At 45.1% G+C, this 26,333-nt stretch carries 23 protein-coding genes; 13 read left to right on the forward strand and 10 right to left on the reverse strand.

Annotation, left to right across the window (positions count from 1 at the left end; all coding sequences use genetic code 11):
• Positions 1 to 78 precede the first annotated feature (78 nt).
• Together AC5O63_RS06445 and deoD are read right to left on the reverse strand one after the other, a co-directional pair.
• Positions 79 to 1,548 (reverse strand): transposase, encoded by a 1,470-nt coding sequence (locus AC5O63_RS06445; RefSeq protein ID WP_494504342.1) that lies wholly within the window; start codon positions 1,546 to 1,548, stop codon positions 79 to 81.
• A 60-nt stretch (positions 1,549 to 1,608) separates the two neighbouring features.
• The gene (deoD, locus tag AC5O63_RS06450) at positions 1,609 to 2,319 is read right to left on the reverse strand and encodes a purine-nucleoside phosphorylase (protein WP_004744574.1); all 711 of its coding nucleotides are present in this window, start codon (positions 2,317 to 2,319) and stop codon (positions 1,609 to 1,611) included.
• A 351-nt stretch (positions 2,320 to 2,670) separates the two neighbouring features.
• Here deoD and AC5O63_RS06455 point away from each other — a divergent pair, with 351 nt between their 5' ends.
• Genes AC5O63_RS06455 through AC5O63_RS06470 form a run of 4 tightly spaced genes read left to right on the forward strand, consistent with a single transcriptional unit; the run spans position 2,671 to position 6,730 of the window.
• The gene (locus AC5O63_RS06455) at positions 2,671 to 3,624 is read left to right on the forward strand and encodes a YbgA family protein (protein WP_494504343.1); all 954 of its coding nucleotides are present in this window, start codon (positions 2,671 to 2,673) and stop codon (positions 3,622 to 3,624) included.
• Positions 3,614 to 4,399 carry a MerR family transcriptional regulator gene (locus tag AC5O63_RS06460; RefSeq protein WP_494504344.1) on the forward strand — a complete coding sequence of 262 codons (786 nt, stop codon included), beginning with the start codon at positions 3,614 to 3,616 and terminating at the stop codon, positions 4,397 to 4,399. Before AC5O63_RS06455 ends, AC5O63_RS06460 begins: the two co-directional genes overlap by 11 nt.
• Positions 4,400 to 4,408: 9 nt before the next feature.
• The gene (gene phrB, locus AC5O63_RS06465) at positions 4,409 to 5,824 is read left to right on the forward strand and encodes a deoxyribodipyrimidine photo-lyase (RefSeq protein ID WP_494504345.1); all 1,416 of its coding nucleotides are present in this window, start codon (positions 4,409 to 4,411) and stop codon (positions 5,822 to 5,824) included.
• On the forward strand, positions 5,825 to 6,730 hold the full coding sequence (locus AC5O63_RS06470; RefSeq protein ID WP_494504346.1) for a L,D-transpeptidase family protein: 906 nt from the start codon (positions 5,825 to 5,827) through the stop codon (positions 6,728 to 6,730). It abuts the gene before it with no gap.
• A gap of 49 nt (positions 6,731 to 6,779) precedes the next feature.
• On the opposite strand, the gene AC5O63_RS06475 is transcribed toward AC5O63_RS06470, so the two are convergent.
• A complete protein-coding gene (locus AC5O63_RS06475; RefSeq protein WP_004744579.1) occupies positions 6,780 to 7,028 on the reverse strand; it encodes an Lpp/OprI family alanine-zipper lipoprotein in 249 nt (82 codons plus the stop codon).
• A gap of 344 nt (positions 7,029 to 7,372) precedes the next feature.
• On the opposite strand from AC5O63_RS06475, the gene AC5O63_RS06480 reads away from it, so the two are divergent.
• Positions 7,373 to 8,716: a DEAD/DEAH box helicase gene (locus AC5O63_RS06480; RefSeq protein WP_272788401.1), complete on the forward strand. Its 1,344-nt coding sequence runs from the start codon at positions 7,373 to 7,375 to the stop codon at positions 8,714 to 8,716.
• A 141-nt stretch (positions 8,717 to 8,857) separates the two neighbouring features.
• On the opposite strand, the gene AC5O63_RS06485 is transcribed toward AC5O63_RS06480, so the two are convergent.
• Complete coding sequence (locus tag AC5O63_RS06485) at positions 8,858 to 10,804, reverse strand: DEAD/DEAH box helicase (protein WP_004744581.1); 1,947 nt, start codon at positions 10,802 to 10,804, stop codon at positions 8,858 to 8,860.
• A 465-nt stretch (positions 10,805 to 11,269) separates the two neighbouring features.
• Between AC5O63_RS06485 and rnb the strand changes: the two genes are divergently transcribed.
• The gene (rnb, locus tag AC5O63_RS06490; RefSeq protein ID WP_494504347.1) at positions 11,270 to 13,273 is read left to right on the forward strand and encodes an exoribonuclease II; all 2,004 of its coding nucleotides are present in this window, start codon (positions 11,270 to 11,272) and stop codon (positions 13,271 to 13,273) included.
• A gap of 222 nt (positions 13,274 to 13,495) precedes the next feature.
• Positions 13,496 to 14,110, forward strand: coding sequence for a porin family protein (locus AC5O63_RS06495; protein ID WP_367938542.1), 615 nt, complete (start codon positions 13,496 to 13,498; stop codon positions 14,108 to 14,110).
• 30 nt (positions 14,111 to 14,140) lie between these two features.
• Here AC5O63_RS06495 and AC5O63_RS06500 read toward each other — a convergent pair whose 3' ends face one another.
• Positions 14,141 to 14,494: a DUF3024 domain-containing protein gene (locus AC5O63_RS06500; protein WP_494504348.1), complete on the reverse strand. Its 354-nt coding sequence runs from the start codon at positions 14,492 to 14,494 to the stop codon at positions 14,141 to 14,143.
• A gap of 178 nt (positions 14,495 to 14,672) precedes the next feature.
• Between AC5O63_RS06500 and AC5O63_RS06505 the strand changes: the two genes are divergently transcribed.
• From AC5O63_RS06505 to AC5O63_RS06515, 3 genes are all read left to right on the forward strand, one after another.
• Entirely contained in the window at positions 14,673 to 15,491 is an 819-nt protein-coding gene (locus tag AC5O63_RS06505) for a phosphate ABC transporter substrate-binding protein (RefSeq protein ID WP_494504349.1), read from the forward strand.
• A 126-nt stretch (positions 15,492 to 15,617) separates the two neighbouring features.
• Entirely contained in the window at positions 15,618 to 16,985 is a 1,368-nt protein-coding gene (locus AC5O63_RS06510; RefSeq protein WP_494504350.1) for an NfeD family protein, read from the forward strand.
• Positions 16,963 to 17,778, forward strand: coding sequence for a slipin family protein (locus tag AC5O63_RS06515; RefSeq protein ID WP_494504351.1), 816 nt, complete (start codon positions 16,963 to 16,965; stop codon positions 17,776 to 17,778). The genes AC5O63_RS06510 and AC5O63_RS06515 overlap by 23 nt, the downstream gene beginning before the upstream one ends.
• An 80-nt stretch (positions 17,779 to 17,858) precedes the next feature.
• Here the strand turns inward: AC5O63_RS06515 and malK are convergent, their stop codons facing one another.
• Positions 17,859 to 18,977, reverse strand: a complete 1,119-nt coding sequence (malK, locus tag AC5O63_RS06520) for a maltose/maltodextrin ABC transporter ATP-binding protein MalK (protein ID WP_171319982.1) — start codon at positions 18,975 to 18,977, stop codon at positions 17,859 to 17,861.
• A gap of 663 nt (positions 18,978 to 19,640) precedes the next feature.
• On the opposite strand from malK, the gene malE reads away from it, so the two are divergent.
• The 3 genes from malE to malG all read left to right on the forward strand — a co-directional run bounded on the left by malE (position 19,641) and on the right by malG (position 23,375).
• On the forward strand, positions 19,641 to 20,822 hold the full coding sequence (gene malE / locus AC5O63_RS06525; protein WP_494504352.1) for a maltose/maltodextrin ABC transporter substrate-binding protein MalE: 1,182 nt from the start codon (positions 19,641 to 19,643) through the stop codon (positions 20,820 to 20,822).
• A gap of 75 nt (positions 20,823 to 20,897) precedes the next feature.
• Complete coding sequence (gene malF, locus AC5O63_RS06530; protein ID WP_239824804.1) at positions 20,898 to 22,472, forward strand: maltose ABC transporter permease MalF; 1,575 nt, start codon at positions 20,898 to 20,900, stop codon at positions 22,470 to 22,472.
• Positions 22,473 to 22,484: 12 nt separating this feature from the next.
• Positions 22,485 to 23,375, forward strand: a complete 891-nt coding sequence (malG, locus tag AC5O63_RS06535) for a maltose ABC transporter permease MalG (protein WP_004744595.1) — start codon at positions 22,485 to 22,487, stop codon at positions 23,373 to 23,375.
• 338 nt (positions 23,376 to 23,713) lie between these two features.
• Here malG and AC5O63_RS06540 read toward each other — a convergent pair whose 3' ends face one another.
• The 4 genes from AC5O63_RS06540 to AC5O63_RS06555 form a co-directional block, all read right to left on the reverse strand.
• Positions 23,714 to 23,959 (reverse strand): hypothetical protein, encoded by a 246-nt coding sequence (locus tag AC5O63_RS06540; RefSeq protein ID WP_494504353.1) that lies wholly within the window; start codon positions 23,957 to 23,959, stop codon positions 23,714 to 23,716.
• A 141-nt stretch (positions 23,960 to 24,100) separates the two neighbouring features.
• Positions 24,101 to 24,586 carry an acyl-CoA thioesterase gene (locus AC5O63_RS06545; protein WP_494504354.1) on the reverse strand — a complete coding sequence of 162 codons (486 nt, stop codon included), beginning with the start codon at positions 24,584 to 24,586 and terminating at the stop codon, positions 24,101 to 24,103.
• Positions 24,587 to 24,738: 152 nt separating this feature from the next.
• Positions 24,739 to 25,911: an alpha/beta hydrolase gene (locus AC5O63_RS06550; protein WP_494504582.1), complete on the reverse strand. Its 1,173-nt coding sequence runs from the start codon at positions 25,909 to 25,911 to the stop codon at positions 24,739 to 24,741.
• 22 nt (positions 25,912 to 25,933) lie between these two features.
• A complete protein-coding gene (locus tag AC5O63_RS06555; RefSeq protein ID WP_004745088.1) occupies positions 25,934 to 26,140 on the reverse strand; it encodes a hypothetical protein in 207 nt (68 codons plus the stop codon).
• Positions 26,141 to 26,333 lie beyond the last annotated feature (193 nt).

Consider the following 26,333-nt stretch of genomic DNA (forward strand, 5'->3'; position numbering starts at 1 on the left):
ATGAATAGCCATGCGCTAAACTCTACTAAAAGTGCCAAAACACCGATCGATTAACGGTACTCGTCACAATACTGATAATTATGAAAGGAGCTCGCGCAGTGTCAAAGGTGATTGAGTCAATTCTAGATTCTGAGCGGCTGTCTTTCCCGTCTTATCTTGGTAGCACAAATTATGCCAAGCTCGGAAAATATCCAACATAGGCATTAGGCCGCCCGGGCGTAACTTACGCCTAGGTTCATTGACAAAACTTTCGAATAGGGTCTGGAAGCGCTGCTGGTAAAATTGAGTGCGTCTGATGGATGCGCTGCGTAACCATTGTTTTGGTTGATTATTTTGACCAGCAAGGTAACAAATACCTTTCGATGACTCTTGGTTTGACGCGATTGCCCAACGGTCTCGCCACCATCCCATATGGACGATATCCACTTTGTCGATCGCGTTACTCTCATTCCAGCCTTTATCTTCTTCTACATACATAAGGTCGATATTTTGACGCAAAATGCGTGGCAGACAGACACTTAGCGCTGCAGAACGCAAAACAGGATCTTGCGGCAAGTAGATTGAAACTTGGCGATCGTCTTGGCATAAATCGAGTACGTGTAAAAAGTGCGCATACGATGTGTAAGGCGGGCGAATTAAAGCCCCTTTAGATGGGTAGTTGAATACCGTGAGATTTCCCATAGGGTCTTCAACATTTCCCCGCGCTAAGATGGTTTGATACTGCTGATCAATTCGCTCTCGCAACACTGGCGACGGGGTAGGCGCGGGCATGTTCGCTTCAGAAGAGTGCTCTTTTGAGACAAAACGCGCAGGGTACTGATACGGATCATGATCCACATCCCCGTTTGGCTCTTCTTCCGCTGAATAGTTTACGTGTTGGCAAAGTATGTAGCCACTATGAGCTTCGCCCGTTGCCATCCACAACACGCCATTATTACTTTTAGGCTGCAAGGGGACATAGAATGACGCGAGCTCATAACTTGCTGCGTGATTTACCCAGCGGGCATCAAACATTGCGAGCTTACGTCGGCAACGGCTCGCGATATGATCGAGGTGATCATAAAACGTCTTTGGATTAATTTCTAATTTACGGCAGATCTCGCGTACCGAGTAGCCCATAAAAAGCAAACCAAGGAGGTTTTCTTGGAATTGAAGTTTTTTGTTAGCCCCAGACCATTTGTCGACAAAGGTCGATTGGCAACATTTACAACGATAGCGTTGGCGATCGCCGCTATAACCAAAAGCATGGTAGAGGTGTTTGTGGGTATGAACAGATAAACCAAAATTATCGCAATCGTCGTTACGACAAGCAGGAAGCCCGTCACTATGGAGTTGACGAAGTCGATGAAGCTCATTGAGAACTTCTTGGTTATTAAGTAAGGGGGGGAAAGCGCCACATTCCCGACATACCATCGCAGGTCGCTTAGGGTTAGCATGCTGCACAACGTAACGATGTGCATCACTCAATCCAAAGTTGTCACACGCCAATGTTTTACAAAAGTTGAGCTGTAACCCGTTCGCTTCCTTTGGCAGTTGGCCGGCTGTCACTATCTCCCCCTCGGGATTATTCGGGCCACCAAACTCGGTTTGGTGGCGAAAAGATTGGAATTAGATGTTGATTGCAGTTTCTAGTGCTACTTTCATCATGTCATTGAATGACTTTTGACGCTCTTCAGAGCTTAGTTTCTCACCACGGATGATGTGGTCAGAGACTGTTAGGATAGTAAGTGCTTTTGCACCAAGATCTGCTGCTACGCCGTAGATACCTGCCGCTTCCATGTCTACACCTAGGATGCCAAGTTTTTCCATCTTCTCAAAGATGTCTGCTTCAGGAGTGTAGAAAAGGTCTGCAGAGAATACGTTACCCACTTTTACTGGTACTTCTTGAGCGCGAGCTTGGTTAACAGCTTCTTCTAGAAGACCGAAGTCAGCAATCGCTGCGAAGTCGTGATCGTTGAAGCGAATGCGGTTTACTTTCGAGTCAGTTGACGCACCCATACCGATAACAACGTCCATCAGTTTAACGTCGTCACGTACTGCACCACAGCTACCAACCCGAATCACATTTTTCACACCATATTCAGCGATTAGCTCGTGAACATAGATGCAGCATGAAGGAATACCCATACCGTGACCCATTACAGACACTTTCTTACCTTTGTAAGTACCTGTGTAGCCGAACATGTTACGAACGTCACATACTTGCTTCACGTCATCGAGGAAAGTTTCCGCGATGTATTTAGCGCGTAGTGGGTCGCCTGGCATCAGTACTGTTTCAGCGAAATCACCTGGTTGTGCATTAATGTGTGGGGTTGCCATAGTTATTACTCCAAAAATTATTAGTAATTCGAACTGCTGATTACTAATTATGTTGATTTTGAAAAATCTGTTGAGGCAATACTAGCTATATCTGAGATTGCTCCATGAGAAGTATGTCACAAAAGGGGGGTGTTTGATGCTTTTATTGTTCGTTGATAACTAAAACTGTTGAAAGTGAATGAGCAATCGATTTGTAAAAACGTTTGCTTCATTAAGTGAACTAAAAAGCCGTTACTCACGTAGCTTATTTACGAGTTGTACAAAACATTTTTTTGTACAGGATATAAATATTGTGCTAAAAATTATACAAGAAATGTTTTTGTACAGCATGGCTAGGCAAAGGAGTTCATCATGAATCAGCAGCAGATAAAAATTGGTATCAGTTCTTGTGTTTTAGGTGAGCGTGTTCGATTTGACTCGGGGCATAAGATTAGCAAATTTGTCACTAAGGAGCTGACGCCTTACTTTGAGTTTGTTCCTGTGTGCCCTGAAGTGGGCTCTGGAATGCCTGTACCAAGGCCAACCATACGATTGATGTCTAATGAAGATAGAATTGCCTTGGTGGAAACTAAAGATCCAACCAAAGAGCATACGCAGGCTGTCGTTGATTACTCAAAGAGCAAAGTAGTAGAGCTTGAGCGCGAACAGCTATGTGGTTATATCGTCTGCGCTAAATCGCCAACGTGTGGGATGGAGCGAGTCAAAGTCTACAAAAAGAACAGCGCGGAGAATGTTGGGGTCGGTTTGTACACCAATGAATTGATGAAAGCCATGCCTTGGTTGCCCGTTGAAGAAGATGGTCGGCTTAACGATCCGGTTTTGAAAGAGAACTTCATTACTCGCATTTATACACTTAAAGATTTTTACGATTCTATCGGTGATGAGCCGACGCGTGGGAAAATCGTTGCGTTTCACTCACGCTATAAGTTGACCTTAATGGCACATCATCCAACCTCTTACAAAGAACTGGGTAAACTGGTTGCGAATGTCAAAGATTACGACATCGAAGAGTTCTATAAACTGTATCGACAAGGTTTGATGGCGGCGATGACTCATAGAGCGAGTAGAAAAAACAATACTAACGTGCTGATGCATTTACAAGGTTACTTTAAACGAGATCTAAGTCGCTCTCAGAAGAAAGAGCTGGTGCAAGTAATAGAGGATTATCGAGTTGGGCTGTTACCTTTGCTTGCGCCATTAACATTAATTAAGCACTATTTAGCCGCCCATCCAGACTGTTATCTGGAAGACCAAGCTTTTCTGCAACCGCACCCACAGGAGTTACGTTTAAGATATGGGTTATGAGAAAAAATTGTACGCGATTCGTGAGATTTCTGAGATTACCGGGGTAAAACCGGTAACCTTACGCGCATGGCAGAGACGTTATAGTTTAGTGCAACCTCAAAGGACTGAAAAAGGCCATCGCTTGTATTCCGACGAACACATCGCCTTAATCGGAGAGATCCAAGGGTGGCTCAGCAAAGGGGTTCCGATTGGTAAAGTGAAAGATGTACTTGAGTCCAATGAGCCCAATAAAGGTGAAGAGTACCTTGCGAGTGAACAATTGGACGAAGTGAGCGCTTTCTTACAAGCGTTATCTGAGCTGAACAAAGGGAAAGCGGATTCAATCGTCGCTACGGTGTTTAAAGAATACCCACTGGATGTGGTGCAAAAGCAGTTTGTTAAGCCAGCAGAGAAAGCATTATCTGTGGTCAAAATTGGTCTGCGAGCGCTACAAAAAGGCTTAATGGAGTCTATCTTCGTCGCTCGGCTTAATGCGATTATTGAGTCAGAGAACAAAGCTGCTAAATCTGGAAAATGCCTATTTATTAACTACGACAGCGTTAACATCCATGCGCGCCTATGGGCACTAAAACTATCTGAGTCGGGTAAGAGCTTGGTGATTATAGATGGGGTTGAAGACTTGTCGGGCTTGGTTGAGCATGAAGGACTGAGCGCGTACGCTGCCATTGCCATTTACAGCTCGCGACCTCTTACCGCAGGGCAAACTGCCACTGTTGAAAAGATAAAATCATCCTTCCCAGGAGAGGTTTTACTTTCAGACTTAATTGAAACCTAAGGCCTTAAAATGAAGCTAGTTTGGTTGCGCCGAGATTTACGAGCCGAAGACAATACCGCTTTGAACTGCGCGTGTTCGAGCAGAGAGCCTGTGGTTGCTCTCTATATCGCAACACCACAAACCTGGCAGGAGCACGCCCTTGCTCCCATTCAAGCCGACTTAATCTATCGCCGACTGTTGGCACTGCAAAGCGATCTGAGTAAGAAAAACATCTCTCTCTATTACGCTCAAACTGAATCTTTTAAAGATGCCGCGAGATTGGTAGCTGAAGTCGCCGTGAAAGAGGGTGCGAGCGGCGTTTATCTCAACAAAGAGTATGAACTCAATGAGCGCTGCAGAGACGAGTTACTGTTCGAGCTTCTTGCAACTGAGGGTATAGAGTGCAAAAGCTTTGATGATAAGTGCATTCTCAAGCCCGGTAGCCTAGTTAACAAGCAAGGTGATTACTTTAAGGTATTTACGCCATTTAAACGCGCCTACTTGGCAGCGATGTATCGTCAACCAGTCGCCGTCACAAAGCTAAATCCCCAGCAGATAAGAGGTAAGCTGACATCAAATCATGTGGCGGATTTTTCGAGTCAGTGTGATTTTGATTATCCGAGAGAGTCGAGTGAAAGATACGTGGTAGAGACTGAGCAGATAATCCAAGCGCTAAGAAAATTCGATAGTGACAAGGTTACTAGTTATCACTCCAATCGAGATTTTCCTGCGATTGACGGCACGAGTACTCTTTCACCTTATTTAGCGATTGGAGCACTCTCGGTCAGACAATGCATGGCACGTGTCATGTACCAGCAATCCCTTCCTTTAAGTGGTGGGCGTGAGGTTTGGCAAAGTGAATTGATTTGGCGTGAGTTTTATCAGCATTTAGCCTACTTTGAACCAAAATTGTCGCAAGGTAAGAGTTTTACTTCATGGGGAGACAATTTAGTTTGGCTCAATCCTACTGCTGCTATCGATGCGTGGAAAATGGGTTTAACAGGTTATCCGATTGTCGACGCAGCAATGCGCCAGCTTAACCAAACAGGTTGGATGCACAACCGCTTGAGAATGATAGTGGCAAGCTTTCTAGTTAAGGATCTTCACGCAGATTGGCGTGTTGGTGAACACTATTTTATGTCCAAACTCATTGATGGTGATTACGCCGCCAATAATGGTGGCTGGCAGTGGTGTGCATCGACAGGCTGTGATGGGCAACCCTATTTTCGTATTTTTAATCCCACTACGCAGGGAGAGCGATTTGACCCAGATGGCGCTTTTATTCGCCGTTGGATTCCAGAGTTGTTGAGCGTGCCAGACAAGTACATCCATCAACCCCATAAGTGGGGCAATGCTAAAGATTTGTCATATCCAGAACCGATAGTTGATCATAAGACCGAAAGAGAGATAACCTTAAGCCTCTATAAAGAAGCCAAGGAAGTTTAAATGGTGCGTAAGTTTCTCGCATTCTTGTGTTGTGTCAGCTCGCCTCTGTTTGCTGCGACGTATGAGTTACCAGTCGAAGGCAGTAGTATCGTGGGACGAACTCAGTACCATCAGGTAGAAGAAGGGGAGACGCTCGCTAACATTGCTAAGCAATATGATGTCGGCTTCTTGTCTTTGATGGCTGCCAATAAAGGCGTCGACCCGTTTTTACCTAAAGTGGACTATGTGTTAACGATCCCGACTCAAATCATATTGCCGAACGTAGAGCGCGAAGGGATCGTGATTAACCTAGCGGAACTTCGACTTTACTATTTCGAGCCTGAATCTAACCAAGTGCATATATTCCCAGTTGGTATCGGGCGAGTAGGGCGTGACACACCTGAAATGGAAACCTCTATCAGCCAAAAGCGTCCAAATCCGACTTGGACTCCTCCTGCTTCGATTCGTAAAGACTATTTAGCAAAAGGGATTGAGTTGCCTGCTGTGGTGCCAGCAGGACCAGAAAACCCTCTAGGAGAGTATGCACTTCGATTAGCTCATGGTGCAGGTGATTATCTTATCCATGGTACTAACAAAGACTTTGGCATTGGCCTTCGAGTGAGCTCGGGTTGTATTCGCATGGAGCCAAAGGATATCGAGTGGCTTTTCCCTCAAGTTAAACTGGGTGAAAAAGTGACCGTGATTAATGAGCCTATCAAGGTTGCGCTTGAACCAGATCGTAGTGTGTTCCTAGAAGCACACGAGCCGTTAACTCGTAGTGATGGCGTAAAAAAAGCGCTAGAGATGCCACAAGAGCTTAGCTGGTGGTTAGAGGAGTTTGACCAATCGGATGTGAAAGCGAGAGCCGCAATATTGGCGCAAAATGGTGTACCAGTCGAAATCGTCGCTCCGACATTAATAAATTAAAGAAAAAAGAAAGGGTCTGCATGCAGACCCTTTCTTTTAAAAGACGAAATTACTTAGTGTAAGACTGAGCAATGTTGTCGATACGTTCGTTTGCACGTGCCGCTTCTTCTTGTGCTGCCATAGCAGAGTCACCAGACTTACGTACTTCAGATTGTAGCGCTTGAACATCTTGGCTTAGTTGGCTTACTTGATTGCTTAGCTCATCCATTTTCGCCGTTGTCGCTTCGTCTGGACCAGACGCACAACCCGCTAGTAGAAGAACAGAAGACGCTGCAGCTGCGATCAACATTTTGTTCATGAGAGAACTCCTTGCATAAATAAGTATCAATAATATGTCCTATACCTTTTTATCGTATAGTGACGTCAATCAGTGTAGCCCTAATTCTACGCTTGCTAAAGCCAGCAAAAGTCAAAAAAACCCAAGAATTTAAGTAATTATCAAATTAGTTGAGCTACGTCTCATTGGTGAGAGCAATAGATGTAAGAGACATAGAGCTGACATTTAGAGTAAAAGTAAGGGCAAAAGAATATTTTCTGTGATCTCTATCCTCTTAGAGTGAATCCAGTTATCATAGCCTGTTTTTAGAATAATTCGTGTTGTACGAAGCCATTTGAGCTGTGGTGACAACGCTGTGTAACCAATTGGAGAATACTTTGCACTTTAAAGATTTAGGTTTAGACAATCGCTTACTAAAGAACTTGAAGCACTTTGACTTTAAGAAGGCGACAGAAATTCAGCAGCGCGCGATACCTGTCGCGATTGCTGGCAAAGATCTGTTGGCGTCTTCAAAGACAGGTTCTGGTAAGACACTAGCTTTTGTATTACCTATGCTGCACAAGTCGCTAAAAAACAAAGCATTCTCTGCAAAAGACCCACGCGCAGTGATTCTTGCTCCTACTCGTGAGCTTGCAAAGCAGGTGTATGGTGAGTTGCGTTCAATGTTAGGTGGCTTGTCTTATGACGCGACCCTAATTGTAGGTGGTGAAAACTTTAACGATCAGGTTAAAGCGCTACGTCGTTACCCTAAGTTTATTGTCGCCACACCTGGACGTTTAGCCGATCACCTTGAGCATCGCTCTCTATTTCTAGATGGCCTTGAAACTCTAGTGCTTGATGAAGCTGACCGTATGCTGGATCTAGGTTTTGCACCTGAACTGCGCCGTATTCACAACGCTGCTAAGCACCGCCGCCGTCAAACATTGATGTTCTCAGCAACATTAGACCATGCTGAAGTTAACGACATTGCTATGGAGATGCTAGATGCTCCAAAACGTATTGCAATTGGCGCTGCGACCGAAAAGCACACTGACATTACTCAGAAGTTCTACCTGTGTGATCATCTTGATCATAAAGAAGCAATTTTAGAGCGTATTCTAGAAGAAGCAGAATACAAACAGCTGATTATCTTTACTGCAACGCGTGTTGATACAGAACGTTTAACAGAAAAGCTTAACGAGAAGAAACTTAAAGCAATCGCGCTTAGTGGTAGCTTAAACCAGACTCAACGCAATACCATCATGAGTCAGTTTGAGCGCGCTGTGTTCAAAATACTGGTGACAACAGATGTTGCTTCTCGTGGTCTAGATATCGCTAACGTTACCCATGTTGTTAACTTCGACATGCCAAAGCACACGGAAGAATATGTTCACCGTGTAGGTCGTACAGGCCGTGCTGGTAATAAAGGTGATGCCGTTTCTCTGGTAGGCCCTAAAGACTGGGATAGTTTTAAGCGTGTAGAGGCTTATTTACAGCAAGACTTAAACTTCTCTGAGCTTGAAGGGTTAAAAGGCAAGTTCAAAGGCTTAAAGCCGCGTAAACCTGATTTCCGCAACAAGGGTAAAGCGACTAAGAATGCCAAGCCGCAAGCGAAGAAATCAACTAAGAAACCTGTCAAGCGTGACAAGAGCTTCCACCAGAATGTGGCTGTGGGTGATAGCGTGTTTATTCCTAAGAAGAAAACACCGCCTAAACCTGATAGCGAATAATCAGAGTTAAACTAACAAAGCCATTTGGTTGTGCCAAATGGCTTTTTTTGTATCAAGAGTTTGGTTGAAGCAGCGCAAAATCAACGGACAAAAAAAGGAGCCAAATTTGGCTCCTTTTTTAATGCTTGCTAGCAGAGATGATTAATCTTCGCGGTTACCACGACCATGGCCACGTTCGCCACGGTAGTTACCACGGTGATCGCCACCACGGTTACGGTCAAAGCGACGTTCGCCATCACGACGACCACCTTCGCGATTACCACGACCGCCTTCACGGTTGCCACGGTAGCCACCTTCGCGGTTTCCGTCACGGTTACCACGGTAGCCGCCTTCGCGGTTTCCATCACGATTACCACGGTAACCGCCACCATCGCGACGTCCACCGTCACGGCGACCGCCATCACGACGACCACGAGGCTCACGGAAATCATCAAAGTCACACACTACCGCGCCAACTTCTTTCTGACGAATGCGTAGTTTACGTAGCTTGTTAGCTGTCTCAGAAGACATCGCTTTTGGTAGCTGAACGTAAGTTTCGCCTTGAGCTAGTTTAATCGCACCGATTGAACCTTTAACTAGGCCAAGCTCGTTTGCCAATGCGCCAACGATATCTTTAACTTGAACGCCTTGCTCACGACCAACTTGCAGCTGGTATGTATCCCAGTCTTGGTTGTTGAAGTTGCGGTCACGACCACGACCATCACGGCCGCCTTCACGGCGCTCTTTACGACGCTGCTTGTCACGCTCAATCGCTTCAATCATTGGGTCTTCGCCAATGTAGAATAGTGGGCGCTTACCTTGCTGACGCTTAAGAAGAATGGCAGCTAGTGTTGCCGCGTCTAGCTCAAGAGACTCTTGTAGTTTTTCAACTAGCTCAGAGAACTTCTCTAGTGCTTTGTGTTCTTTATCTGCTTCAAGCTCTGCACCAAGTTTTGCTACGCGAGCTTCTGCAACTTTGTCACGGTGTGGAAGTTGAATCTCTTCCATTGATGACTTAGTTACACGCTCAATAGTGCGAAGCATACGTAGTTGGTTAGTGCGAACTAGAAGGATCGCTTTACCTTTACGTCCAGCACGACCTGTACGGCCGATACGGTGGATGTAAGACTCAACATCGAATGGGATGTCGTAGTTGAATACGTGGGTGATACGTGGAACGTCAAGACCACGTGCTACAACGTCAGTTGCAACTAGAATGTCGATAACACCTTGTTTGATATGATCAACAGTACGCTCACGTAGAGACTGAGGAATGTCACCGTGTAGTGCAGAAGCTTTGAAGCCACGTGCACATAGCCAATCTGCTAGGCGCTCAGTGTCTTGACGTGTACGTACGAATACGATTGACGCGTCAGTCTCTTCAGTTTCTAGAAGACGAGACATTGCTTCGTCTTTTTCTACACCTTTAACAACCCAGAACTGCTGCTCTACTTTGTCTACAGTGTGGTTTTTACCTGCAACGTCTACTGTCTCTGGATCACGTAGGAAGCGCTCAACAATGCTCTTAAGCATAGGAGGCATAGTCGCAGAGAATAGTACACGTTGTGCTGATTCAGGCGCGTGCTCCATGATTTCAGTTACGTCATCAACGAAGCCCATGTTAAGCATCTCATCCGCTTCATCAAGAACGAATGTGTGTACTTCGTCTAGGTGTAGACGGTCACGGTTGATAAGGTCTTGAACACGGCCCGGAGTACCAACAACGATGTGAGCACCGTTTTTCAGAGCGCGCATTTGATCAACAATCGACGCACCACCGTAGATCTCAAGAACTTTAAGACCAGCGATGTTTTGACCTAGGTTTTTAACTTCAGCCGCTACTTGGATCGCTAGCTCACGAGTTGGAGCAAGTACGATTGCTTGAGGTTTACGCTGTGCAAGGTCTAGCTTGTTTAGAAGAGGTAGAGAGAAAGCTGCAGTTTTACCAGTACCAGTTTGAGCTTTACCTAGTGCGTCTTTACCAGCCAATAGGTGCGGGATAGCAGCAGCCTGAATTGGAGTTGGTGAAACAAAACCCATACCATCAAGAGCTGAAAGGATAGAGTCGTTAAGCGCTAGATCGCTAAACTGAATTACAGAATCTGTCATTGGGATCCTACTATATAATGTCAACAAAAGGTCCCACGAGCTCTACCAATTCCAATACCAATCCAGTTGAGAGCTGATTCCGTTCAGATGCGGAAAAGTCGTAAATCGCATCAAGCCACTAGGGACGTAAGAGATATTGGTGTTGTTTACTGTCCGTTCACTCAAAGAATCTATGAACAGAAAGGGGGCCACCAATATGAGGGGGCGGATTATTCCCTAAAAGCACAAAAAAAGCTAGAAAAAATTGAATTTCATCACAATTTTTTCCTGATATGAGAATTTTTGTGTAGTTCTTGTTCATCTAGATGCATTAGGTGCGAAATTTATGCACAAATTTAGGTGATTGCTAACTGATTGAATTGTTCGTTAAACACCAGATTGTCATGCTTCTACGCTAGCAGGGGCAAGGGCTCGGTGATATAGTGGGCGCAATTTTTCGGTTACTTACTCGGTAAAACAAGATAGATGTTTCAAGATAACCCTCTACTGGCTCAACTTAAGCAGCAAATCCAAGAAACCCTGCCTAAAAAAGAAGGCACAATCAAAGCGACAGAGAAAGGCTTTGGTTTCCTTGAAGTGGATAGTAAGACAAGTTTCTTTATCCCGCCTCCGTACATGAAAAAATGTATGCACGGCGACAAGGTAAAAGCGATCATTCGTACAGAGAAAGATCGCGAGCAAGCTGAACCAGAAGAGCTACTTGAACAAGGGCTTAACCGTTTTATTGGCCGAGTTAAACTATTCAAAGGCAAACTGAACGTTACGCCAGACCATCCTCAGCTTAAAAAGTTATCTTTAAAAGCTAAGACACGTAAAGGCATCAAGAGTGATGATCTTAAAGAGGGTGATTGGGTGGTTGCACACCTTATTCGTCATCCACTTAAAGGTGATAATGGCTTCTTTGTCGAAATCAGCGACAAAATTACTGATGCAGACGACAAGATAGCACCTTGGTGGGTAACCTTGGCGCAAAATGATTTGCCAAACAGCGAACCAGCAGGACTAGATAGCTGGGAGCTAAAAGACGACGCTGATCTTGAACGCACCGATATGACACACATTCCGTTTGTGACCATTGATGGTGAGTCAACCAAAGATATGGATGACGCGCTGCATGCTAAAAAGACAGAATCTGGTGATTTCGAACTGACGATTGCGATTGCCGATCCGACGGCCTACATCACACCAGATAGTGATATGGACAAAGTGGCGCGCGAGCGTGGTTTTACCATCTATCTACCGGGTAGAAATATTCCAATGCTTCCGCGTGATCTCGCCGATGACCTATGTTCATTGATTGAGGGTGAAGCACGCCCAGCTCTTTGTTGTAGTGTGACCGTGACGAAAGAGGGTGTTATCGGTGATGACATTAAGTTCTTCGCTGCCAACATTAAATCTCATGCTCGCTTGGCTTACGACCATGTTTCTGATTGGATTGAAAATGGCAGTTCAGATGCTTGGCAACCAAGTGAAGAAATCGCAGAGATCGTTCGTGACCTCTATGATTTCTCACGTGCTCGTGCTGAGTGGCGTGAAACTCATGCGGTCGTTTTTCCTGACCGTCCAGACTACCGATTTGAACTGAGTGAAGATAACGATGTTGTCGCTATTCATGCCGACATGCGTCGTAGCGCTAACCGCCTAGTAGAAGAGGCGATGATTACAGCAAACATTTGTGCAGGCAAAACGCTGCAATCAAGCTTTAATTCCGGTGTGTTTAACACTCACGCGGGCTTCAAACCTGAAAAGATTGAAGATGTCGTCAATTTGGTCAACCCAGAAGGTGAACTGCCGTTTACCGCTGAATCTATTGCGACTCTAGAAGGGTTTGCGGCGCTGCGTCGTTGGTTGGGTAGTCAAGAAACGTCTTACCTAGATAACCGAATCCGCAAAGCTCAAGCATACAGCGAAATCGGTAACCAGCCTCTACCGCATTATGCAATGGGTCTTGACCTATACGCGACGTGGACATCACCAATTCGTAAATATGGCGATATGATCAACCACCGTATGCTTAAAGCGCACATCTTAGGCAAAGAACCAGTGCAGACTGCCGATGATAGCGTAGGTGAAGAGTTAGCAATTCATCGCAAACACCACAAGATTGCTGAGCGCAATGTTGGTGATTGGTTGTATGCTCGCACCCTTGCGGATGAACCTGCTAAAGAGACCAAGTTCAACGGTGAGATTTTTGATATCAACCGTGCAGGTATGCGTATCCGTTTGATTGAAAATGGCGCTGCGGCATTTATCCCAGGCTCACTCATCTTAGCCAACAAAGAGCGCCTCGAGTGCAATGGTGAAAATGGTACGGTTTCAATCGACAAAGAAGTGACTTACCGCTTAGGTGATGTACTAGAGGTGGTTCTGACTGACGTAAATCAGGAAAACCGCAGTCTAGTCGCTAAACCGACACAAATCTTTGAAGAAGTGAAGACGGCGACAGAAGCTGAAACCTCAGCAGAGTAACGAATCAACTCATTAGAGTTACCCCAAAAGGCGCTATTACAGCGCCTTTTTTGTTGCTTCAACTAGAGGCGCGCTATCTGTTTTGGAAATACTTTCTTGATTAGTATTTGCGCTGTGATTACAAAGCTCAGACAATTCTATACATTTCGCATAAAGACGCTTATTGGATATTCCTATAGTTTGTAACCGATTTAATTCATTAGGGAATATTAGGTAAGAATTATGAAAAAGGTTGTTTTACTTGCAGCGCTTGTAGCGCTACCGACTTTTGCAGCTCAGAAAGTTGATGGTTTCTATATTGGTGCGGGTATCGGTGATACGAGCTACGACGATGATGGATTTGGCAAAAGTGTTACTGAGGGCACGACTTCAACTGAAACAGATGGAGCATCATTCAAACTGATCGGTGGCTATCAGTTCAACAAGATCGCTGCGATTGAAGCTCAGTACACAAAGTACGGCACGGCAAACACTAAATTGTCTAACACTAAAGCACTGACGATGGACAGTGAGTCTCTAATCGTGGCGGCTAACCTAGGTTATACCTTTGACAACGGCCTAAGACCTTACGGGGTAATAGGTGCAGGTATTGTTAGCTGGGATGTGCGAAATGCGGGTGCGACAGCCTATTTGAACAACAAATCTTCAAGTACGTTTGCTGTACGTGCAGGACTTGGCCTTGAGTATGCACCTGCCATGTTTGATGGTTGGGCGGTTAGAGCAGGCTATGAAGTTGACGCGTTTGCTGCCGACGTTGAAGATTCGTTAACCAAGAAAACCACAGAACATACCTTGGGTATGGGCTCTTTCTACATTGGTTCGACTTACAAGTTTTAGAGCAATAGTGATAGGAGAGCACTTGCTCTCCTAATCCTGCCAAAACATCTCTTTCGGGTCTTTATCGATTTCGCGCATGATAGCGGTTAGGTCGCTACTTTGAGCTAAATATGGGTAGGGCACCCACTGATCACTATCCGTTTCTTGTGGCATAAACAGCTGCCATTGATTGAGTTCGCCGTTCCACGCCACTTTCGCGATTGGATTCATGTAATTGCAGTGGCTCGAATCCAGTAAAAAGTGCTGCTTGATAAAAATGACGCCATTGTTCATGGTTTCAAAGCTTGCTTTGCCCAATTCAGCGGGCGTACTTTGATTGCGTTGCTTACAGATAAGCTGCGCTCTGCTCTCGACTTGACGTTGTAGTAAACTCACTAGCCCCATGACGCTCTCACTTCAACAATATGAGTATCTGTGCAAAAGGTTACACTTCTCTAACCTAAGCATAGTATGTACTAGATATTTCATTGTCTGCATAGGCTTTCACAAAAATGTCATCTAACCGCAATAACATAGCGCTGTTTAGTTATAACCAATCGCATCTATTAGTGGGGAGTTTATTATGGTTCGTGTTGCGTTGGCTGCACTTTTATCTACATCACTGTTTTCAGTGCCAACGTTGGCTAAAGAGGTGAATGTTTCAGGCTCGACTTCGGTTGCTCGTGTCATGGATGTGCTCGCAGAAGATTACAACAGCACTCATCCAGACAGCTACGTTGCGGTTCAAGGCATTGGTTCGTCAGCCGGTATTACGCTGGTTAAGAAAGGTGTGGCTGATGTAGGCATGAGTTCTCGTTACCTAACAGAAAGCGAACAAGATGAATCTCTCACTGTTAAGCCAATTGCTTTTGATGGATTAGCAGTGGTGGTGAATAAATCTAACCCGATTCAGAACGTTACTCGCGAGCAATTGTTTGATATCTATAAAGGCAAAATAACTAACTGGAAACAGCTAGGTGGAAACGATCAAAAAATCGCGGTTGTCACGCGTGAAGCTTCTTCTGGATCGCGCTATAGCTTTGAAAGCTTGATGGGATTGACGAAAATCATCAATAGCCGTCTCGTGTCAGATATCAACCCAGATAACCTAGTGGTAAACAGCAACAGCATGGTGAAGACGATTGTTAACCACAATAAACAAGCGATTGGTTTTGTTTCTACAGGCTCAGTGGATAGCTCAATCAAAGCGATCCAGTTTGAAGGGGTAGAAGCGAGCAACAAAACAATCGCCACGGGTCAGTATGAATTATCTCGTCCTTTCCTTGTTCTATACAATCCTGACAAAGTAGATGAAGACTCCAAGTCATTTATTGACTACTTAAACAGCAACCAAGCAAAATCTTTGATTGAAGAGTACGGCTACACGCCAATTAAGAAGTAGTATTGATACAATGTTTGATTGGAGAGCTTCGGCTCTCCATTTTTATTTTGGTTGAGAACAATGCGGCACTATTGTGATGAATTAAATAGTCTAAACTGATAATAGACTGGAAAATGGGAAAGTCAGATGCCCTTACGGATTGTCAAAGCACTTTTGTTTTGCTTTGTACTCTTGTCAGGACCATCTGTTTTTAGCTCAAGTGAGCCGGCGTCTAGTACGACCAAGGTGGTTCCTGTTATCAATATCAGCGGAGCAATCGGCCCTGCTGTGGGGGACTACGTGATTGAAGAAATTACGTTAGCAAACCAAACCCCGAATATCTACGCTCTGGTGCTGACAATCGATACTCCCGGTGGCCTAGTCAGCAGCCTTAGAGAGATCAACCAATCGATCCTCGCCTCAAAAGTTCCTATTTTGTGTTTGGTCTACCCTCAAGGTGCGCGCGCTGCCAGTGCCGGTACATTTATTCTGTATGCTTGCCATATTGCAGCAATGGCACCTGCGACGACATTGGGAGCGGCGACTCCGGTAAGTATTGGTGGGGCAAGCCCAGAAAAATCCGATGAGGCGCCAAACGAGCCGTCAGCAATGGAAAAGAAAATGCTTAATGATTCTATTGCTTATATACGATCGCTGGCGCAGCTACGAGGTAGGAATGCAGAATGGGCGGAAAAAGCGGTTAGAGAAGCCGCCACACTTTCATCGAGTGAAGCGTTAGAACAAAATGTGATTAATCTTATTGCAGATACCCCTGAACAGCTCCTTATCCAATCGGATGGGCTAACTGTTAGCCTAAATGATACAAGCACACCGTTAGCAACTGCAGAAGCAAAGGTCGAGTATGAGACACCGGATTGGCGCCATCAGTTTCTCTCAACTATTACCGATCCGAATATCGCGTATATCTTAATGATGATCGGTATCTATGGCTTGTTGCTAGAGTTCTATAGCCCTGGGTTTGGCGTCGCGGGTGTCGTCGGTGCGATTTGTCTTCTGATTGCGACTTATGCTTTCCAGATGTTGCCAGTGAACTACGTCGGAATTGGTTTAATTCTACTGGGTATAGGACTGCTGGTGGCTGAGTCGCTTGTGCCAAGTTTTGGCATTTTAGGATTTGGCGGTGTTATCGCATTCGTCTTGGGATCGATATTTCTTATCGATAGTGATCTACCAGAGCTACAAGTCTCGTTAAATCTTATCTATTCAATAGCGGTGCTATCAGCAGCGTTTGTTGTGTTTGTTTTACGCAGAGTGTTGCAGCTTAGACAAAGTCAGGTGGTGAGTGGTGTCGAATACCTGATCGGTCAGCAAGCGGTTGTCGAAAACAGCTTTACAGCGGAAGGTTATGTGCATATAGCAGGTGAGCGCTGGGCTGCGCATGGTGATGACAGTTTCTCTCGTGGAGATATTGTCATTGTCGAGGCCATTGATGGTCTGAGTTTGAAAATTAGTAAACAGCAAGGAAGTGGCTATGATGGAACAAATAATCACTAGTGGCATGCTGACCCCAGTGTTGATTGTTGCGTTGGTACTTTTGATTGCATTCAGCATGTTCCACGTGTTGCGGGAATATGAGCGGGGCGTCATCTTTTTCCTTGGGCGTTTTCAAATGGTCAAGGGGCCGGGATTGATCATTGTTATTCCCATGATTCAACAGATCGTCAAAGTCGATATGCGAACAGTGGTGATGGACGTACCGAGTCAAGATGTCATTAGTCGTGACAACGTATCGGTTAGAGTCAATGCGGTTATTTATTTTCGAGTGGTCGATGCCCAAAAAGCAATCATCAACGTAGAGGATTATTTAGCGGCAACGTCTCAACTCGCGCAAACGACCTTACGTTCTGTATTAGGGCAGCATGAACTCGATGAGATGCTTGCCAATCGAGAGATGCTCAATACAGATATTCAGACGATTCTTGATGCTCGTTCGGATGGTTGGGGAATTAAGGTGTCGGATGTCGAAATCAAGCACGTGGATCTTAATGAAAGTATGATTCGCGCGATTGCCAAACAAGCGGAAGCAGAGCGCTCTCGAAGGGCGAAAGTGATACATGCTTCTGGTGAAATGGAGGCATCTGAAAAGCTTGTTGAAGCAGCAAGTAAAATGGCAACTCAACCCAATGCGATGCTATTGCGCTACTTGCAAACGCTGACGGAGATTGCCGGAGAAAAGAGTTCGACCATTGCCTTTCCACTGCCTATGGAACTGATGGAAGGACTGTTTAAACGAATGGGAGAACCTTATCAAAAACCTAAGGATAACGACTCTTCGAACTCATCTTAATTGGGCTGGCAATTGAGATTTGATTAACGCACAAACAAAAAAGCTCCTATCAAAGGAGCTTTTTGTCTCAGAGTTAGCGGTTATTCGAAATCAACACCCGCTTCTTTGTACAGTCGGCGGCACGCTTTGCCATCGCTGTGGAATAGGTGACAACGGTGCGCTGGGATACCAACAGACAGTTTATCACCTGGTTCGACATCTAGCGTGTCAGGTTGGCGGTAAATCATATCGGCATCGGCTGCATCGATGTGTAAGTAGGCTTGAGTTTCATTACCTAGTTTTTCAACGATGTTAACTTCACCTTCAATGGTCGCATCCCCTTCGTTTGCTGGTAGCAAGTGCTCAGGGCGAATACCTAGCGACATACGTTCACCGCGAGTCACTGTCGTGCCATCAACTGGAATCCAGAACGCAGTGCCATTCGCTAGCTGAACCATAACACGATCTTTCTCAGCCGCTTCAATGAATACGCTCATAAAGTTCATTTTTGGTGAGCCAATGAAACCGGCAACAAAACGGTTCTCTGGGTAGTGGTAAAGCTCTAGTGGGCGACCAACCTGAGATACGAAACCTGCATCTAGCACTACGATTTTATCTGCCATGGTCATGGCTTCTACTTGGTCGTGTGTTACATAAATCATGGTACAGCCAAGCTTGCGCTGAAGCTTAGTGATTTCAGAGCGCATTTGTACACGAAGTGCGGCATCAAGGTTAGACAGCGGCTCATCAAGTAGGAACACATTTGGTTGTGAAACTAGCGTACGACCAATAGCAACACGTTGACGCTGACCACCTGATAGCGCTTTAGGTTGGCGCTCAAGAAGATGGCTAAGCTGTAGAATTTCAGCGGCATGTTCAACACGCTTACTGATTTCACCTTTGTCAGCTTTAGCTAGCTTAAGACCAAAAGACATGTTGTCGTATAGGTTTAAGTGAGGGTAGAGAGCATAAGACTGGAATACCATACCAACACCACGTTTGGATGGCTCGACATCATTCATGCGCTCATCACCAATGTAGAGATCACCGGATGTGATGTCTTCTAGGCCTGCAATACAGCGTAGTAGTGTTGATTTACCACAACCTGATGGACCAACGAAGACAACAAACTCACCTTCTTTGATATCTAAATCAACATTCTTGGAAATTAGTACGTCACCGTAAGCTTTACATACATTTTTTAACGTGACACTCGCCATCTAGCTCGCCCTCGATCAATTTTTTATATTTTACTGCCTATCATTATATGAATTATGGAGCAGGCAATAATAGTAGGAATTTGGTAAGGAATGGATTCTATATAACAGAATGTAAGAAAATATGGGTGAAGGAGTTCCTCACATCACCCACCAAGCCAAATTCAGGTTTGCTTTCCCCCGTGTGACACAAGCTTCTCCCCCGAACGAGTCAGTTTCCTGAATACCTACGTGACTTGTGCACTCATTTGCAAACCCTAGCGGCATTGTAACCAGTCACCATGAAACACGTGTTACTGGAAAGGGTTCTTACCATCCACTCTTGGATGGCTGTAGTTTGCTGTTTTCACCCCTCTACTACATCCTCCTAATCCGATTTTTTGTAGGGGTAGTAGGAGGGGAGGAGGTACCAAAGAGCGCAGAAGGCGTAGCGAGACGGAGTTCAAATATTTCTGTTTGATTACATTGAAATCGATCACACAAAGAGATTGTTTTGAGACTTTGGTCACCAACCTGTAACGATGATGATCACGAAAATAGTCCATAATAGCGAGGGCGTAGGGAGTAGGAGGATGAGCCTTTTGTCAGTTTGGCTGAAAATAAGTGCTGAAATACGGCGAAACCTCTGGTGGAGCCCTACAACACAAATATAAAAAGGATATGAACATGAAAAATGCCCTAAGCACAGTAGCACTAGGAACACTTGTTGCTCTTGGCTCTTTTGGTGCAAATGCTGCTATCGAAGAAGGTCAATTAACTATCTGGATCAACGGCGATAAAGGCTACAACGGACTTGCTGAAGTAGGTAAACAATTTGAAGAAGACACAGGTATTAAAGTGACAGTTGCTCACCCTGATGCGCTTCAAGACAAATTCCCTCAAACAGCAGCGACTGGTGACGGTCCTGATATTGTGTTCTGGGCTCACGACCGTTTTGGTGGTTATGCTGAAGCAGGTCTTCTAGCTGAGATCAAACCATCTGCAGAAATCAAAGAAGGCATTGTAGATTTCGCATGGGACGCAGTTAAATACGATGGCAAAATCATCGGTTACCCAGTAGCTGTAGAATCTCTATCTCTAATCTACAACAAAGATCTAGTACCTAACCCACCTAAGAGCTGGGAAGAAGTTGCTGAGCTAGACGCGCAGCTTAAGAAAGACGGTAAATCTGCAATCATGTGGAACCTAAAAGAACCGTACTTCACTTGGCCGCTAATGGCAGCTGACGGTGGTTATGCGTTCAAATACGGTGCAGCAGGCTACGACGTGAAAGATGCAGGTATCGCAAATGACGGCGTTAAAGATGCAATGAACTTTGTGAAAGGTCTTGTTGACAAAGGCGTTATCTCTTCAGACATGGACTACTCAGTTTCTGAGTCTGCATTCAACCAAGGTAAGACTGCGATGACAATCAACGGTCCTTGGGCTTGGGGTAACATCGAGAAATCTGGTATCAACTACGGCGTAACGACGCTACCTAAGTTTAACGGTCAATCTTCTAAGCCATTCGTTGGTGTATTAACGGCGGGTATCAGCACTGCTTCTCCAAACAAAGATCTAGCGGTTGAGTTCATCGAAAACTACCTACTGACTAACGAGGGTCTACGTAAAGTTAACAATGATAAGCCTCTGGGTGCGGTAGCGCTTAACTCTTTCCAACGTGAGCTAGATGCAGACAAGCGCATTGCAGCGACAATGGATAACGCGATGAACGGCGAAATCATGCCAAACATCCCTCAAATGAACGCATTCTGGGGCAGCGCGAAAAACGCAATCATCAACATCGTTGATGGTCGTCAAACTGTAGATGCAGCACTTGCAGATGCAGAAAAACAAATGACTAAATAATTAAGTTCTACCCTTTTAAGGAGGGGGTAACCCCTCCTTCATTTTCAAGTTTTATTATCGCTAGCAGGTTCTTTTATGCAGTCAGTTCAAGGTACAGATGCGATGGCGTCTACAACAACGAGCTTGCCATCAAGTAAAAGTGTATTCATTAAATGGGGCTTACTGGGCTCTGTGGGTATCATTAATGGATATGCCACAATTCTTATGTATTCTCGCGGTGAGATGGCCTTTGCCATTCTGACCCTAATCTTAACCGCACTCGCGTTATTTATTTTCGGTAGTAAAAAGACCTACGCACACCGTTACATCTACCCTGGTATTGCGGGCATGATTCTGTTCATCCTGTTCCCACTTGCGTATACCGTCGGTCTTGCCTTCACAAACTACAGTGCGAAAAACCAACTTTCCTTTGAACGTGCTCAGTCGGTTTTAATGGACCGTACTTTCCAAAGCGGCGATAGCTACCCGTTTACTCTGTACAAAACAGATAATGGCCACCGCCTTGCTGTTAAGAAAGGCGATCAACTGCTAGCAACCGATACTTTCAACCTTGCCACTCTATCTGCGTCAGATATGGATTTAGCTCCAGTCGACTCAGTAGCGGGCGAGAAAGAAAAAATCAAAACCATCATCAAAAACAAAAACGCGCTAGGTGGCTTAGATCTGCACCTACCGTCGGGTGAAGACATTCGCATGAGCGGCCTACGTAAGTTCGCTGCGGTTGTGCCTCTATACACTCTTCAAGATGATGGTGAGACGATCTTTAATAATCGCACTCAAGAATACTTGCGTCCAAATATGGAAGTGGGCTTCTATCAACCAGTCGATGAACAAGGTCAGTTTGTAGGCTCTACCGTTTCACCGGGCTTTATCGTTGATATCGGTACCCACAACTTTGAGCGTGTGTGGAAAGATGATGGCATTAAAGAACCATTCATCAGCATCTTTATCTGGACGGTACTATTCTCTGCACTAACTGTTGGCCTAACCGTTGTGATCGGCTTAGTACTTGCGAGTGTGGTGCAGTGGGAAGAGCTGAAAGGTCGTGCGATTTACCGCGTGCTCCTGATTCTTCCTTATGCTGTTCCAGCGTTTATTTCGATTCTGATCTTCAAAGGTTTGTTTAACCAAAGCTTTGGTGAGATCAACATGATGCTAGAGGCACTATTTGGCATTAGCCCAGCTTGGTTCTCTGACCCAATCATGGCTAAGAGCATGGTGCTGATTGTCAATGTATGGCTAGGTTTCCCTTACATGATGATTCTGTGTATGGGTCTACTAAAAGCGATTCCAGAAGATTTGTATGAAGCGTCTGCCATCGATGGTGCGAACTTCATCGACAACTTCCGCAAGATCACCATGCCGTTGATGATTAAGCCGCTGACTCCGCTGCTTATCGCAAGTTTCGCATTCAACTTTAACAACTTCGTATTGATTCAGCTTCTGACTCAAGGTGGTCCAAACATGATTGGTACTTCTGAGCCAGCAGGTTACACAGACCTACTTGTAAGCTACACCTACCGCATTGCGTTTGAAGGTGCTGGTGGCCAAGACTTTGGTCTAGCAAGTGCGATTGCAACGCTTATCTTCCTATTGGTTGGTGCGCTTGCCCTAATCAACCTACGTTTCACTAAGCTGTCTCAGGATTAAGGAGAGATTCCAATGGCAATGGTACAAGGTAAATCACTTAAATACCGTGTATGGGCAACGCATATTGCTATGTGGGTGTTCCTAGCGTCAATCATCTTCCCACTGTTGATGGTAATTGCAATTTCGTTCCGTGAAGGTAACTTCGCAACGGGTAGCATTATTCCTGATAATCCTTCATTAGAGCACTGGAAACTGGCGCTTGGATTTTCGGTGACGAATGCAGATGGCAGTGTAACGCCGCCGCCATTCCCTGTATTAACTTGGTTATGGAACTCAGTGAAAGTGGCAGGCATTAGCTCGATTCTTATCGTTGCGCTGTCTACGACTTCTGCATACGCGTTTGCTCGCATGCGCTTCAAAGGTAAAGACACCATCCTTAAAGCGATGATGATTTTCCAAATGTTCCCTGCGGTTCTAGCGCTCGTAGCACTTTATGCCCTATTCGATAAGCTAGGTCAGTACATTCCGTTCCTTGGTTTGAATACGCATGGCGGTCTGATTTTCTCTTACTTAGGCGGTATCGCACTTCACGTATGGACGATTAAAGGCTACTTCGAAACGATTGATAATTCGCTAGAAGAGGCAGCAGCACTAGATGGCGCGACGCCTTGGCAAGCATTCAGATTGGTACTACTACCATTGTCAGTACCTATCCTTGCAGTAGTGTTCATTCTGTCGTTCATCGGTGTGGTGGGTGAAGTTCCAGTAGCATCTTTACTACTTTCTGATGTAAACTCGTATACATTAGCGGTTGGTATGCAGCAGTATCTATACCCTCAGAACTATCTATGGGGCGATTTTGCAGCAGCAGCAGTATTGTCTGCGTTACCAATAACCATCGTATTCTTGCTTGCACAGCGCTGGTTGGTCGGAGGATTGACCGCTGGTGGTGTGAAAGGTTAATAAGAACGATAAGGGCGACCGCAAGGTCGCCCATTTTGTTTCTCAGCTTAACACTTTTGGTTTGGCCGCCGATCAGTTAAGTAGAGAGCAGAACTGGCGTTACGCATAGCTGGCTGTTAGCTAGATTCCTTACTATTTCACTACTAACAGTTTTTGTAACCATAACCCGGCTTTGTCCCGGGTTTTTTTATGTCTGAATAACGCTAAGTCAGAGTCAGTATAAAGTGCTTAGGTTGGATTGAAATCAACGGGATGAGTTGGTGCGACTAGGTATAAGTTCTGAATTGCAACAGTGGTGTTTGTTGCATTAACTTGCGGTGAACAACACGCTGTTCTGGTTAAAGTTCCCGACTTGAGGGCGCACAGCCAAGATATTGCAGAAGCACATAGATGCTTTCTTGAGATAGGGCGACTTTTCGAAATAGGTCTGCGAAGGTATCGTCGCCACCGAAGCAGGTGCGAATATAGTGATTGATTTCGTCGTCACCATAGCCTTCAACATACATGGTACGAACCCACTGGTACTCAACAGCTTTCAAGTTTGACAATGTAGTTTCACTCAAAGTGGTTTCGTTGAGTTCCAAGAGACCTTCCTTCATACGCAATGTTTGATTTAGTCAGCGGATTTAATCAAATCAAGATGAAGGAAAAATGACAGAAATGTGGCGTTACGGTGACTAGTTCTTAAATGGAGGCACTTGGCCTCCAATTTGGCAGAAAGCTCACTATTTTAGATACTTAACGTGCGCTTCCATTTCTTCTCCAATCTCTTTACGCATGTTCATTAGACGGATTGCTGAGTCGCGCAATTCAATATCTTCTGGCGTTTCTGGAATCCACTCTGGAACAAAGGTCGGGGTGCCGTTCTCATCGACCGCAACCATAATAACAATGCAGTGAGTCGTTAAGCGATTGTTCATCTCTTTTGGGTCACTTGCTTGAACGTCAATGGCGATATGCATTGAGCTCCTACCGGTATAGATGACCTTAGCGCTTACTTCGACAAGGTTACCGACATGAATCGGTGCCACAAAACGAATCCCACCCGCATAGGCGGTAATACAGTATTTACCACTCCACGCCGCCGCGTTGGCGTAGGCTGCCAAGTCGATCCACTTCATCACAGCGCCGCCGTGGACTTTCCCCCCAAAGTTCACATCTCCCGGTTCTGCTAGAAAACGTAACGTAATATCGCGTTGACCATTGCTCATCTATCAATCCTTAGTTGTTATTGTTGTATGTGGTTTAATATTAAATAACAAACTGGTTAATTATCTGCAACAACTATTAGAGTTTAGTTCTTATTGTTTATTTTGAGCACGGTCAGAGAGCAAAAAGCCCGATTAAATCGGGCTTAAAGAGGTTATGAAGATGGAGTAGCCATCACTTTATCCATTATTTGCATGCTTTGTTCAAAATAAGGATTGTAAGTCAGTCTTGCATGGATTTTGTTAGGCTCGGTGTATCCCCACGCTGAGTACCACATTGTATCGCCAGATAAGCAACGCGCTTCGTTGTCTTCGCCTTGTCCATTGCTACAGATTAAGTTGCTGCCGTTTACGCCGTAGTTAGGGTTGTTAGGGGAGAAAAGGAGCCCCATGTGAGAGCCGTTTGAAATGCGTTGCTCGGGTAAGTTCATGCTGAATCTAGTCGAGCGAGGCTCTGTTAGGTCATCCTCACCTTGCCAAACGATGTGTCCTCGGGGATTCGACATTTTTTGGCTGAAAGTATCGATGGCAAACTGAGTACTAACGACTTTATCGCCCTCACTCATCATCATAAATACTGGCTTCAGATACTCTTTAGTAGACAGTTGCTCGCGCACCTCAGAGGAGGTTTGGTAATAAACTGCGGCTGCGCTCATTGGCAGAGAGTTGTATCTGAGCGGGTTGTCCTCAGGATCTTGGTCTGCCCATGTAATGAAATAGCTCGCCAGTTCGGCATACTTGACGGAATCAGAGTAAGGTTGCAGCGCAGGTGAGAAAAGTAGCAAACCGTTGACAGTCTCATCGTTTAACGCTTCGGCCGTCACTAGATTAGCACCTGTAGAATAACCTCCCAGCCATACTGAGCTAGTGTCTTTTTTCAGCAGTGCAATGTGATGGCTGACGACACCTTGCCAGTCTTCTAGTGTAGGGAGTTGAAGATCGCCAACTTTACTCGCATGTCCAGGAAGTAATATAGTTCTCACCAAGTAGCCTTGCTCAGCAAGATGAGTGGCAACGTCAGTGAAAGAGTAGGGAGAGTCACCTAAACCGTGTACCAGCAAGACGCCCTGACCGTTTGGGTTTTCTGGTCGGTACTCTTTTGGCAGCACCATGTTAAGTTCGGTGGATTTATCCTCTGTCATGAACAGACGGTTGTGTTCAAGCCACTGTTTCGTCTCTGTCACATACTGTTCAAAACTATTTTGAGAATAGCTAGGTAGGCGCTGAGCTTTATCAAACGCTGGGTCTTGAGTCTGGGTTGTACAGCCAACCATGACAGCTGTTGCAGCGGCTGCCAAGTAAAATGCTAAAGCCGTCTTTTTACGCATCATATATTCTAGTTTTTCCTTTTTATTTTGATACGTCTTCATATTCTCCCTCTAGTACCGAGCGATCATTTTGCTGCGAAGAAGCAGAGCGATTCATCTTAAGTGATTTCTCAATCTTCTTGCCTGTAATAACCGCGGCAATGGTCAATGGAATCACCATGATCAAGCTAAATAGAAGGGTGAATACACCAATAAACAATGCCAGAAAACCAGAAATGACTCTATTCATAATTTTTACCTCTCGATTACAGGACTATATTAACCTCAGGTAAATGAATCAAACATGAACAGGTACACAATTTAAGGTGAATACAAAAAAGCCACTTTCTAAAAGAAAGTGGCAACTACGGGGGATTATTATAGGTATTGTGTTGTGGAGTTTTGCCCCGGAAACCCCGGGGCGATATTCTTATGATTAATCT

It is taken from the genome of Vibrio sp. SCP2, assembly GCF_059295395.1.